Genomic DNA, 12,154 nt, shown 5'->3' on the forward strand with positions numbered 1-12,154 from the left:
TTGCGTTTGTCTTTACGCGGCGAGGGCGTGCTTACCGGGACCACGGTGCGGTTCGATGACCGTTCCGTCGGGCAGGATCTCACCCGTGTCCTCAAAGACGATGACGCCGTTGCAGAGCAGGCTCCAACCTTGCTCGCGGCAGGTCGCGACGATCCGGGCCGCTTCGCGGTCGGTGGCGTCGGCGGGTGGGCAAGGGCTCTTGTGCTGGCACATCAGGGGTACTCCGATTAGGGGCTGTGTGATGATTCACAACTGCGGTGACGAACGTTACCTCAATCCGAACGACTGTGGATGGGGCGGGTGACGGCGTCCCGTTGCCAGAATCCTCGCTTCCGATGGTCCACGGTAGGGGCGCTGCCGACCACTTCCCGACACCTCCTTCATGTCTCATTCCGGCATCACCTGGCTCCTGCCAGGGCGGTCACCGTCTGTCATCGGCCTTCCGGTGGTCACTGGGCGACGCCGGGGACCCCGCCGAGCTTGTCGCCGACTTCCTCACCGCCAACGGACTGCCGGTGCGAAACATCGGCCGAACGGTTACCCAAGTCCATCCGACCGGAGACGGGACCCTGTGCGGCGCCGCACTGTATGTATCCGCCGCCGCCGGTTGCGTGATGGCCGGCGGTGCGGTCGGATCACCGACCCCGGCACCGTCTCTCCCTGACGTGTACGCCGCGGTCCTGCTTCATGGTTCATCCCGCCCGCAACCGCCGGTGCCGGCCCAACGGCGGCCGTTCCGGCTGGGCGACTGGCGGGAGAGCTGGACCGCCGAGGACCACGCCGGTGCCGTCGAGGCGGCCCGGCGGGCGATCGCGCGCGGCGACATCTACCAGGTCAACGTGGTCGGGCACGCCTCGGCGGGGTACGCCGGCGATCCGATCCCGGCGCTGGCCCGGCTGGCCGGGCTTTCCGGCGCCCGCTACGGCGGGGTGCTGGCCGGCGACGGCTGGGCGATCGGATGCGCCTCGCCCGAGACGCTGGTCGAGGTGCGCGGCGGCCGGGTCGTCACGCGCCCGATCAAGGGCACCCGGCCGGCGACCGGGCGAGGCCGCCGGGAGCTGCTGGAATCGGCCAAGGAACGCGCCGAGCACATCATGATCGTCGATCTGGAGCGCAACGATCTGGCCCGGCTGCCCGGCGCCGGGCCGGTGCGGGTCGACGAGCTGTTCGCCGTACGCGAATGGTCCGGTCTCTGGCAGGCCGAATCGGTCGTCTCGGCCCCCCTGGCCGACGGCGTCGACCTGGCCACGCTGTTGCGGGCAGTGTGCCCCGGCGGCTCGGTGACCGGCGCGCCGAAGCTCGCCGCCCTCGACGAGATCGCCCGCCTCGAACCGGTCGGCCGGGGCGCGTCGATGGGCGCCCTGGGCTGGATCGGCCCCGACCACCTGGACCTCGGCCTGACCATTCGCACCGCGGCGGCCGACGGCCAACGCCTGCACGTCTGGGCCGGTGGCGGCATCACCTGGGACAGCGACCCCGGCGCCGAGGTGGCCGAGGCGGCCGCGAAGTCCGCCCCGGTCCGGGCCACGCTGGCCGGCGCGGCCGTGCCCGGTAACGACCGGATAGGCTTGCGGTCATGACGGTCAGGCCCATCCGCATCTTCGGCGATCCGGTTCTGCGCACCGAGTGCGACCCGGTCACCACGTTTGACGCCGAGCTGCGCGAGCTGGTGCGCGACCTGGAGGAGACGGTCGCCGAGCCGGGCCGGGCCGGGGTCGCCGCACCGCAGATCGGGGTGAGCCTACGCGTCTTCTCGTACAACGTGGACGACGTGATCGGCCACCTGGTCAACCCGGTGCTGAGCGACTTCGAGGGCGAGCAGGACGACGACGAGGGCTGCCTGTCCGTCCCCGGCCTCTACTTCCCGACCCCGCGCGCCCTCCGGGTCACCGCCACCGGCCTGGATCAGCACGGCGACCCGCTGGTCCTCCACGGCGAGGGCTTCCTGGCCCGGGCCCTGCAGCACGAGACCGACCACCTGAACGGCACGCTCTACCTCGACACCCTCAAAGGCGACGTGCGCCGCCAGGCCCTCCGCGAACTACGCAAGGTCCGCCCGGCGAGCTGACCCGTCACAGCTGGGTCGACATCGGCTCCCCGGCGGCCAGCAGCACCCGCCCGTAATCCTCCTCGGCCAGGTACGGGTTGAACTGCGGATGCCGGGTCCCGACGGCCACGTCCCGCCAGCGGCGCTGCAACGGGTTGCTCAGCGTGAAGCCCGACATGCCACCCAGGTCGAGCAGTTTCTCCACGGCCTGCCGGCACTGCTGGGCGCTGGTGCTCAGATGGGTACGCAACTCGGCCCGCTCGGCCACCGAGGTGACCCGCCCGGCGTCGACCGCCTCGGCCACCCGCCGCAGGTGCCATTCGGCCGAGTCGACCAGATGGGTGGCCTCGGTGAACCAGAACCGGCCGAGCGCCGAGTCGGTGATCCGCGCGAAACGCGACCCGTACGGCGCCTTGCCCCCGTCCAGCACCCTCCGCACGTCCTCCCACGCCCCGCGGGTCGCCCCGGCCAGCGGCGCCAGCATCGCGGCGACCCCGCCGGTCTGCGTCCCGGGCGTCGCCACCCAGGACGCCATGTCGAATTGAATCCGCCCGGCCGGCACCAGCACCTCGTCGGCGACCAGGGTGTGGCTGCCGCTCCCGGCCATGCCCGCGATGTGCCAATCCCGGTCCACCGTCAACTCGCGCGTGTCGGCCAGCGCGATCACCACGCTCCCGTCCAGCGGCACGATCAGCATCGCGTAGCCGGCGTCCTCACACCCGGAACAGTTCTGCCACCGCCCCGAGATCACCAGCCCGTCCGACACCCGGCGCGCCGTCACACCCCGGCTGGCGCCCGACCCGCAGACCAGCACACCCGGGTCGGCGAGCAGCAGTTCCCGGGTCTCGGCCGGCATGTTGCGCAGCAGCAGTTCCTTGGCGCCGATGTTCAGGCCGGTCACCCAGGCCGTAGAGGCACAGGCCTGGCCGAGCTCCCGCAGGATCTCCACCCGCGTACGGGTATCCGTCCCGGAGCCGGCCAGCCCGAAGAACCCGGCCGCCCGGACGGCGGCGACGCTCTCCGGCGCCGGCCGCCGATCCCGTTCAGTCTGCTCGGCGTACTTCTCCAGCACCTCGGCTACGGCGCGCGCGTCGTCCGGCTGAGTCATCGGCGATCCTGACCTTCCCATAGGCATCGGGCCGACCCCCACGACGTACGCACCGGGCCGAGGTTCACCCGCCCGCCGGAAAGCAGCCGCGCCGCCCGGTGATGTATCCGGTCAGCGGCAGTACACGTCCTTGGCGGGCAACCGGCCGTGGGCGAGGAACGCGTCGGTGGCCCGGTCGGCGCAGCCGTTGCCGCTGGCGTACACGTAATGTCCGCCGTTGTCCGCACCGGCGAAGACCGCCCGGCCCAGCGCCTTGCCCATGCCCAGCCCGGTCTCCCACGGGGTGGTGTGGTCGCGGCGGTTCCGCAGGATTGCGAGGCGACCTTCACCTGCGGCTCGACGAAGCTAGCGGCGGGTCAGGGCGCGGGTGAGTTCGAGGAGGGCGCCGGCCGCGGCGGCCACGGCCACGGCGGTCCACGGGGCCTGGAAGCCGACCAGCGAGACCTGGAAGAAGTGCTGGAGGAACGGCACGACCAGGACCAGCGCGAACGCGCCGGCCATGGTGGCCACCAGAGCGATCCGCCACCACGTGTACGGGCGGGCGATGATCGCCAGCGCCCACAGCGCCACCAGGAACAGGGTCAGGGTCGCGCACGACGTCTCGGCCGGCAGGTTGCCGTCGTAGATGCTCCGGGCCAGGAAGTAGGACGTGATCGTGGCCGCGGCGGCGAGGACGCCGGCGGGCACGGCGAAGCGGAGTACCCGGCCGACGAACCGGGGGCGGGCCCGTTCGGTGTTCGGGGCCAGGGCCAGGAAGAACGCCGGGATGCCGATGGTCAGCGAGCCGATCAGGGTCAGGTGGCGGGGCAGGAACGGGTATGGCACCCGGGTCAGCACCACGACGATGGCCAGCAGGACCGAGTAGGCGGTCTTGGTCAGGAACAGATTGGCGACCCGTTCGATGTTGCCGATCACCCGGCGGCCCTCGGCCACCACCGCCGGCAGGGCCGAGAAGTTGTTGTCCAGCAACACGATCTGCGCCACCGCGCGGGCGGCGGGGCTGCCCGACCCCATGGCCACGCCGATGTCCGCGTCCTTGAGGGCGAGCACGTCGTTGACGCCGTCGCCGGTCATCGCCACGGTGTGGCCCTCGGCCCGCAGGGCGCCGACGATCTCGCGTTTCTGTTGAGGGCCGACCCGGCCGAAGATCGAGTGGCTGGTCACGTCGGCCGGCAGCGACCGGGCGTCCACCGGGGCGTCGGCTCCGGGCAGGCCGAGGGAGCGGGCCACCGCCCCGACCGAGCGGGCGTTGTCGCCGGAGATCACCTTGGTCGCCACGCCCTGGTCGGCGAAGTAGGCCAGCACCGCCGGGGCGTCCGATCGCAACCGTTGCGCGATGACGACCAGGGCGGCGGGAGAGTCGCCGGTCAGCAGGAGGACGCGCAGGCCCCGCTCGGCGTACTCGTCGGCCTGGGCCAGCACCGGATGACCGGCCGGCAGCAACGCGTCCGGTGCGCCCAGCCGCCAGGTCTGGACCGGCCCGGACGGCGTGGCGAAGGTGGCGCCGCTCCACCGGCGGGCCGACGAGAACGGCATCGTGTCGCGCACCTCCCAGCCGGCCGGACTGTCGAAGGCCGAGCGGATCGCGACCATGCTGGGGTTCGGACGCCGGTCGGCCGCACCCAGCGCACCGAGCACGGACGCCACGGGCGCGGACGGGTCGAGCGTCACCACCTCGTGCACGTCCATCGTGGTGTCGGTCAGGGTGCCGGTCTTGTCCAGGCAGACCACGTCGACGCGGGCCAGCCCCTCGATCGCCGGCAGTTCCTGCACCAGGCACCGCTGCCGGCCGAGCCGGACGATGCCGACCGCGAACGCCACCGAGGTGAGCAGCACCAGCCCCTCGGGGACCATCGGCACCAGCCCGGCGACCATCCGCCGGACCGCCTCGGGCACGTCGTCGCGGTTGACCAGCAGCTGGCTGATCACCAGCGCGACGCCGGCCGGGATGATCGCGTACGTGACGACCTTGAGGATCTGGTTGACCCCGTTGCGCAGCTCGGAGTCGACCAGGGTGAAGCGCCGCGCCTCCTCGGCCAGTCGGGCGGCGTAGGCGGCCCGCCCGACCCGGGTGGTGCGGAAGCGGCCGGTGCCGGCGACCACGAAGCTGCCCGACATGATCGGGTCGCCGGGCTGTTTGAGCACCGGGTCGGCCTCGCCGGTGAGCAGCGACTCGTCGACCTCGAGGCTGTCCGAGACCAGCGTGACGCCGTCGACCGGCACCCGGTCGCCCGGGCCGAGCTCGACGATGTCGTCGAGGACCAGGCCGGACGCGGCGACCTGGACGCTGACGCCGTCCCGGCGGACCTGCGGGCGGGTCTCGCCGACGATGGCCAGCCGGTCGAGGGTCCGCTTGGCCCGCACCTCCTGGATGATGCCGATCAGCGTGTTCGCGATGATCACGCCGCCGAACAGCGCGTCCTGGATCGGGCCGACGATCAGGATCAGCACGAACAGGGCGCCGATGATCGCGTTGATGCGGGTCAGCAGGTTGGCCCGGACGATGTCGCCGACGCCGCGGCTGGAGCGCACCGGCACGTCGTTGACCTGGCCGGCGGCTGTCCGCTCGGCGACCTGGTCGGCGGTGAGCCCGGTGTCGGCGTCCACTGAGACGGTCACGGGGGAAAAGCTAGCCAAGAACGGTGAACAACCGCCTCCGTCGAAAGATGTAGGTATTTACCCGGAGATCGTCTCGAGCACGTCGGCGCCGAATTTCTCCAGCTTGGCCCGGCCGACGCCACTGACCGTGCCCAGTTCCTCGAGTGAGGAGGGCCGCAGCGCGGCGATCGCGCGCAGCGTCGCGTCGTGGAAGATGACGTACGCCGGAAGCTTCTGCTCCTTGGCCACCTTGCCCCGCCAGGCCCGCAGGCGTTCGAACAGCGGCTCGTCCTCGGGCGACATCGGCTGGGCCGGCGCCGCCGACGCCGACGAGCGGGGCGCGCGCGGCGCCTTGGCCGGCTTTTCCGGCTCGCGGCGCATCATCACCTTGCGGTCGCCACGCAGCACTGAGGTGCTGTCGTCGGTCAGCACCAGCGTGCCGTAGTCGCCCTCGACCGCGACCAGCCCGGCGGCGAGCAGCTGCCGGACGACGCCGCGCCACTCCGCCTCGCGCAGGTCGGCGCCGATGCCGAACACGGACAGCTCCTGGTGGCGGTGCTGGAGGACCTTTTCGGTCTCTTTGCCGAGCAGGATGTCGATCGACTGGCCGGCGCCGAACTTCTGACCCCGCTCGCGCTGCAGCCGCCACACCGTGGACAGGAACTTCTGCGCGGACACGGTGCCGTCCCACGATTCCGGCGGGTTGAGGCAGGTGTCGCAGTTGCCGCAACCGCCCTCGATGAACTCGGTCTGCCCGAAATAGGCCAGCAGCTGCGACCGGCGGCACTGCACGGTCTCGCACAGCGCCAGCATCGCGTCGAGATGTGCGGCGGCGTTGCGCCGGAAGGTCAGGTCGCCGTCGGACGACTCGATCATCTTGCGCTGCTGCACGACGTCGGCCAGGCCGTAGGCCAGCCAGGCGGTCGACGGCTGCCCGTCGCGCCCGGCCCGCCCGGTCTCCTGGTAGTAGCCCTCGACCGACTTGGGCAGGTCGAGGTGGGCCACGAACCGCACGTCGGGTTTGTCGATGCCCATGCCGAACGCGATGGTGGCCACCATGACCAGGCCCTCCTCGCGCAGGAAGCGGGACTGGTTGGTGGCACGGATCACCGGGTCGAGGCCGGCATGGTAGGGAAGGGCCGGAATCCCCTCGTCGGCGAGGTAGGCGGCGACCTTTTCCACCGAGGCGCGGGACAGGCAGTAGACGATGCCGGAGTCGCCGGGGTGCTCGGCGCGCAGGAAGGACAGCAGCTGCCGGCGCGGCTCGGCCTTGGGCACGATGCGGTACTGGATGTTGGGCCGGTCGAAGCTGGCGGTGAAGTGCCGGGCCCGGGTCAGGTCGAGACGCTGGGCGATCTCGTCCTTGGTAGCGGAGGTCGCGGTCGCGGTCAGAGCGATGCGGGGCACGTCGGGCCAGCGCTCGTGCAGCATCGACAGTTGCAGATAGTCGGGGCGGAAGTCGTGGCCCCACTGCGACACACAGTGCGCCTCGTCGATCGCGAACAGCGCCACCTCGCCCCGGTCGAGCAGCCGCTGCACGGCCTGCGTGCCGAGGCCCTCGGGGGCGACGTAGAGCAGGTCGAGCTGGCCGGCCACGAACTCCTGCTCGACCAGCTGTCGCGACGAGTAGTCCTGGGTCGAGTTGAGGAAGCCGGCCTTGACCCCGAGCGTGCGCAGCGCGTCGACCTGGTCCTGCATGAGCGCGATCAGCGGCGAGATGACCACCCCGGTGCCCGGACGGACCAGGGCCGGAATCTGGTAGCACAGCGACTTGCCCCCGCCGGTGGGCATGAGCACGAGGGCGTCGCCGCCGTCGGTCACATGCTCGATGATCTCCTGCTGCCGGCCGCGGAAGTCGGAATAGCCGAAGACCTGATCGAGAACCTCTTTGGGGGAAGTCACGTGGCGATAGTAGTGACCTCGCCGCCGGACGGCCCCGGCCCTGTGGACTACGGGTGGGTCAGCTGAGCCCGGCGGCTGCCTCGCGCAGGGCGGCCGTGGTCGGTGGACTACGGGTGGGTCAGCTGAGCCCGGCGGCTGCCTCGCGCAGGGCGGCGGCCAGGGCGGGCTCGGTGCGCAGGTGGCCGGCGTTCACCAGGACGAGCGATAGGTTCTCGCCGTACGCGCGAGCCAGGTCGTAGGCCTCGACCGGCGGCGTGCACATGTCGAACCGGCCCTGCACCACGTGACAGGGCAGGTGGCGGATGGCGCCGAGCGAGTCGAGGAGGAAGTTCTCGGGCACGAAGCCACCGTTGCGTACGAAGTGCGACTCGATGATCGCGCAGGTCAGCGTGTTGTCGTCGGTCTCGACGAACCGGGTGACCGCCGCGGCGTCGTAGTTCGCCGAGCACAGCGACAGCTCCCAGGTCGCCCACATCCGGGCGTACCGGAGGCCGTCGGGGGTCTGGAACTTCCCGGCGTACCAATCGGTGACCTGCCGGGCGCCGGCCCGCAGCTCGGCCGGAACCGGCGCGATGAACGTCTCCCACTCGGCCGGGAAGTGCGTGCGCGGACCGCCCAGCGTGAGCCACTCGTCGTCCTGCCGGCGCAGCAGGTAGACGCTCCACAGCAGCAGGCCGCGGACCCGGTCCGGATGGGCGATGGCGAAAAGCAGGCTGAGCGACGAACCCCACGAGCCGCCGGCGACGTGCGCGGTGTCCCAGCCCCGGTGCGTCATCAGCGCCTCGATGTCGGCGACCAGATGGGCCGACGTGTTGCCCTCGAGGCCGGCGGTGGGTGTGCTGCGGCCGCATCCGCGCTGGTCGTGGAAGAGCACCCGGTGCCGCTCGGGGTCGAAGAGCAGCTTGTGCGTGTCGTTGAAGCCGGCGCCGGGACCGCCGTGCAGACAGACGACGGGTACGCCGTCCGGTGCGCCCCACTCCTCCCAGTAGATCTCGTGGCCGTTGCCGACCGGTAGATGTCCACTGTCGATGAGGTGATCGCTCACACCGGTCCGATCGTGACGTCGGGGATGGCCACCAGCGCCAGCACGTACCGCGCGGGCGTCTCGGGCGCGGCCACCAGGGTCAGCTTGCCGCCCTGCCGGCCGTGCCGCTCGGCCACCCGGTGCAGCGCCGACACCCCGGCGCTGGCCAGGTGGGCGACCGAGGTCAGGTCGACGGTCAGCGGCAGGGTGCCACCCCGGCTGCGCTGGAGCAGGCCCTGTTCCAGGCGTTCGGCGGTGGTCGTGTCGAGGACACCGAGGACGCGGACGCCGCCCTCGGCGCCGGCCAGGTCGGTGATCCGGAACTCGGCCGCTGCCACCGCCGGGCGCAGGGCCGGCGCCTCGGCCAGCAGCCGGGCCGGGCGGGTCAGCGTGTGGCGTACCGTCGCCACCGTTCCCTCGCCCGTCGGCTCCACCCGCATGGTCTCGACCAGCTGCGAGGTCAGCGCCAGGCCGCGGCCGCGCATCGACTGCCGCGCCGGTTCGCGCCACCGGCCCTGGTCGGTGACCGTCGCCTCCAGGGCGCCGGCCGGGTTCAGCTCGGCGTGCAGCCGCACCACCGGCGCCGAGGGCGGCTCGGCCACCCCGTCGAAGGCGTGCTCGATCGCGTTGGTCATCAGCTCGCCGAGCGCGTGCTGGAGCAGGAAGATGTCTCGATCGGTGGCGCCGACCGAGGTCAGCCACTGGTCGATAGCGGCCCGCGCGGGGCGCAGCGTGCCCGCCTCGGCCGCCAGGGCCAGGTCGAGCGGGGCGGCCGGGGGCACCCGCTGGGCCGCCAGCAGCGTGATGTCGTCGCTGTGCCCGGTCGTCCGGACCAGCAGCTCCACGGTCTGCGTGCAGACCCGCTCGGCCGGGGTCTGCTCGGGCGCGTGCAGGGCCCGCCCGGCCGCGCTGTCGGCGGCCACCTGGGCCAGCTCGGCGGTGCTGCCCGCGATGGTGCGGCCGGGGCGCTCGAGGATGCCGTCGGTGTAGAGGATCAGCAGGTCGCCGACGTCGAGGGTCTCGGTGCGGACGGGGAAGAACGCGCCGGTGCCGAGCGGGGTGCCGCCGGTGCCGGGCAGATAGCGGGTCTGACCGGCGGCGGTGACGACCAGCGGGGGCGGATGCCCGGCGGTGCAGTAGGTCACGGTGCCGTCGGCCGGGTCGAGCAGCGCGAGGCCGACGGTGGTGGCGTGCGCGGGCGGCAGCCGGCGGGCGAACCGGTCGGCCGCGGCCAGCGCGTCGACCGGATGGGCGCCGGTGTCCAGCCGGTCCCGTAGCACCGCGCGGAGCTGGCCCATCACACCGGCCGCGGTGACGCCGTGGCCGACCACGTCGCCCACCACCAGGGCGACCGAGCCGTCGGGCCGGCACACCGCGTCGAACCAGTCGCCGCCGGCCGCGCTGTCGGCCACCGCGGGCAGGTAGCTGGCCGCGATCTGCGCCCCGGGCAGCACCGGCAGGCCGGCCGGCAGCAGCTCGCGCTGCAACGCCGACACCACGTCGCGCAGGTCGGCCGCCTGCGCCTCGGCGGCCTGCCGGGTGCGTACGCTCTCGGTCACGTCGAAGCCCGCGCCGATCACCCCGCGCAGCGACCCGTCGGGGTTGCGCCACGGCGTGATCGTGAAGTTGGCCCAGAGTTCGACCGTGGTGCCGTCGGGCGCGTCCAGGTGGGCCCGCCACTCCTGGCCGCTGATCGGCACCCCGGTCGCGTAGACCTGGTGGTACGCGTCGGGGAACTGCTGCCCGACGAGATCACTGAGCACCTCGCGGACCGGACGCCCGATGATCTCGCGGCCGTCGAGCACCGCCCGGGTAGCGCCGCTGACGGCGACCATGCGTAGCTCAGGACCCTCGCAGGCAGCGAGGATAAAGGGCAGCTGCTCGATGGCGTCGGCGAGCAGACCCTCGTCCGCGGGCTGGGTCACCGTCCCATCCTGCCCCATCCCGGCCGCTCCGGCTCACTCCGCCAGGGGAAGGTCGATCGTATGGGCGGTGTGTGAGGCTTTTGTCGCGAGATACCGGACATTGGCCGCCGACACGTGCACGCCGGTCGGGATCTGCTCCTCGACCTTCACGCCCGCGGCGATCAGCTGCTCGGCCTTGTCCGGGTTGTTGCTGAGCAGGCGGATCCGCTCGGCGCCGAGGGCCAGCAGCATCTGCGCCGCCGCGGTGTAGTCCCGCTCGTCCTCGCCGTGCCCCAGGGCCACGTTCGCCTCGTACGTGTCCAGCCCGGCGTCCTGCAGCGCGTACGCGTCGAGCTTGGCGTACAGCCCGATGCCGCGGCCCTCCTGACGCAGGTAGAGCAGCAGCCCCCCGGCCTCGGTGATCCGTTCCACCGCCTCCCGCAACTGGGGCCCGCAGTCACAGCGCTGGCTGCCGAACACGTCGCCGGTCAGGCATTCGCTGTGCGGCCGGACCAGGGGAGCGCGCCCGCCGACGGCTGAGCGGGCCACCGCCCGCCGCCAGTCGCCCAGGCCCAGGGCCAGGTGTTCCTTGCCGTCCACGAGCCCGTCGAAGGTGAACACGCGGGCGCTGGTGGTGTAGCCGTCGCCGAACCGCAACGGGACGGTCACCTGAGTCCGTACGACCGCCTCGGGTGTCTCTGTCATCGGCCCTCCTCGAAACGCGGTCCCCGCCACGGGCGAAGATGCCCGAAGATCTCCGTCACCATGCCGTAACAGCTCGTGAATGTGCCAGCAATCCAAGCTCCGATTATCTTGGACGCACCATGATCGGTCAGGGTGACGATCGTCGCTCGCCAGAGAGGAATCATCGGTGCGTGAGCGACCGTACGTGCTGCTCAGTTGTGGTATGTCCATCGACGGCTATGTCGACGACGCCACCGCCGGGCGGCTCCTGCTGTCCAACGACGCCGACTTCGACCGGGTCGACGAGGTACGCGCCGGCTGCGACGCCATCCTGGTCGGGGCCGCCACCGTACGCAGCGACAACCCCCGCCTGCTGGTCCGCTCGGCCGAGCGCCGGGCGGCGCGGGTGGCCCGGGGCGAGCACCCGTCGCCGATCAAGGTGACGGTCACCGGCCGCTGTGACCTCGACCCGGCGGCGCGGTTCTTCCAGGCCGGCGAGGTGACCAAGCTGGTCTACTGCGCGTCCGGCACGGCCGGCGAGGCCCGCGGCCGCCTGGGCGAGGTGGCCGAGGTGATCGACGGCGGCGAACCGGTCGACGTCGGCCGGGTGGTCGACGATCTGCACACCCGGGGCGTACGCCGGCTGATGGTCGAGGGCGGCGGCACCATGCACACCCAGTTCCTCACCGCCGGCCTGGCCGACGAGCTGCAGCTGGTGATCGCGCCGATCTTCGTGGGCGACGCCCGCGCGCCACGCTTCGTGCACGACGGCGACTTCCCGTGGAGCCGGGACCGCCGCGCCGATCTGGCGTCCGTGCAACAGATCGGCGACGTGGTCCTGCTTCGTTACGCGCTCTCCGACCGGTTCGTGAAGTAGTTCGGCGCGG

11 protein-coding genes are annotated in these 12,154 nt (G+C 72.1%); 3 read left to right on the forward strand and 8 right to left on the reverse strand.

Annotated features, from left to right (window positions below; all coding sequences use genetic code 11):
• Positions 1–12 precede the first annotated feature (12 nt).
• Positions 13–213: a DUF5999 family protein gene (locus tag ACGFIO_RS11035; RefSeq protein WP_392824964.1), complete on the reverse strand. Its 201-nt coding sequence runs from the start codon at positions 211–213 to the stop codon at positions 13–15.
• Positions 214–335: 122 nt separating this feature from the next.
• Here ACGFIO_RS11035 and ACGFIO_RS11040 point away from each other — a divergent pair, with 122 nt between their 5' ends.
• Both ACGFIO_RS11040 and def read left to right on the forward strand, forming a co-directional pair.
• Complete coding sequence (locus tag ACGFIO_RS11040) at positions 336–1,580, forward strand: chorismate-binding protein (protein WP_392824967.1); 1,245 nt, start codon at positions 336–338, stop codon at positions 1,578–1,580.
• Positions 1,577–2,068 carry a peptide deformylase gene (gene def / locus ACGFIO_RS11045; RefSeq protein WP_392824969.1) on the forward strand — a complete coding sequence of 164 codons (492 nt, stop codon included), beginning with the start codon at positions 1,577–1,579 and terminating at the stop codon, positions 2,066–2,068. The genes ACGFIO_RS11040 and def overlap by 4 nt, the downstream gene beginning before the upstream one ends.
• Before the next feature lie 4 nt (positions 2,069–2,072).
• Here the strand turns inward: def and ACGFIO_RS11050 are convergent, their stop codons facing one another.
• The 7 genes from ACGFIO_RS11050 to ribA all read right to left on the reverse strand — a co-directional run bounded on the left by ACGFIO_RS11050 (position 2,073) and on the right by ribA (position 11,288).
• Complete coding sequence (locus tag ACGFIO_RS11050; RefSeq protein WP_392824971.1) at positions 2,073–3,155, reverse strand: hypothetical protein; 1,083 nt, start codon at positions 3,153–3,155, stop codon at positions 2,073–2,075.
• A 111-nt stretch (positions 3,156–3,266) separates the two neighbouring features.
• Positions 3,267–3,467 (reverse strand): alpha/beta hydrolase, encoded by a 201-nt coding sequence (locus ACGFIO_RS11055; RefSeq protein WP_392825474.1) that lies wholly within the window; start codon positions 3,465–3,467, stop codon positions 3,267–3,269.
• A gap of 33 nt (positions 3,468–3,500) precedes the next feature.
• Entirely contained in the window at positions 3,501–5,774 is a 2,274-nt protein-coding gene (locus tag ACGFIO_RS11060) for an HAD-IC family P-type ATPase (protein ID WP_392824973.1), read from the reverse strand.
• Between the two features lie 57 nt (positions 5,775–5,831).
• Entirely contained in the window at positions 5,832–7,655 is a 1,824-nt protein-coding gene (gene recQ / locus ACGFIO_RS11065) for a DNA helicase RecQ (RefSeq protein ID WP_392824975.1), read from the reverse strand.
• A 118-nt stretch (positions 7,656–7,773) separates the two neighbouring features.
• Complete coding sequence (gene pip / locus ACGFIO_RS11070) at positions 7,774–8,700, reverse strand: prolyl aminopeptidase (RefSeq protein ID WP_392824977.1); 927 nt, start codon at positions 8,698–8,700, stop codon at positions 7,774–7,776.
• Complete coding sequence (locus ACGFIO_RS11075; RefSeq protein WP_392824980.1) at positions 8,697–10,604, reverse strand: SpoIIE family protein phosphatase; 1,908 nt, start codon at positions 10,602–10,604, stop codon at positions 8,697–8,699. The genes pip and ACGFIO_RS11075 overlap by 4 nt, the downstream gene beginning before the upstream one ends.
• A gap of 33 nt (positions 10,605–10,637) precedes the next feature.
• Positions 10,638–11,288, reverse strand: a complete 651-nt coding sequence (ribA, locus tag ACGFIO_RS11080; RefSeq protein WP_392824982.1) for a GTP cyclohydrolase II — start codon at positions 11,286–11,288, stop codon at positions 10,638–10,640.
• Between the two features lie 166 nt (positions 11,289–11,454).
• Between ribA and ACGFIO_RS11085 the strand changes: the two genes are divergently transcribed.
• Positions 11,455–12,144 carry a RibD family protein gene (locus ACGFIO_RS11085; protein ID WP_392824984.1) on the forward strand — a complete coding sequence of 230 codons (690 nt, stop codon included), beginning with the start codon at positions 11,455–11,457 and terminating at the stop codon, positions 12,142–12,144.
• Positions 12,145–12,154 lie beyond the last annotated feature (10 nt).

Origin of the sequence: Actinoplanes sp. NPDC049265, from assembly GCF_043197135.1 — a bacterium.
In the GTDB taxonomy this organism is placed as follows: domain Bacteria; phylum Actinomycetota; class Actinomycetes; order Mycobacteriales; family Micromonosporaceae; genus Actinoplanes.

Bases quoted from the DNA above. Each gene is read 5' to 3' on its own strand.
- ACGFIO_RS11035 (WP_392824964.1), bottom strand. From the start codon at position 213: ATGTGCCAGCACAAGAGCCCTTGCCCACCCGCCGACGCCACCGACCGC.
- ACGFIO_RS11040 (WP_392824967.1), top strand. From the start codon at position 336: ATGGTCCACGGTAGGGGCGCTGCCGACCACTTCCCGACACCTCCTTCA.
- def (WP_392824969.1), top strand. From the start codon at position 1,577: ATGACGGTCAGGCCCATCCGCATCTTCGGCGATCCGGTTCTGCGCACC.
- ACGFIO_RS11050 (WP_392824971.1), bottom strand. From the start codon at position 3,155: ATGACTCAGCCGGACGACGCGCGCGCCGTAGCCGAGGTGCTGGAGAAG.
- ribA (WP_392824982.1), bottom strand. From the start codon at position 11,288: ATGACAGAGACACCCGAGGCGGTCGTACGGACTCAGGTGACCGTCCCG.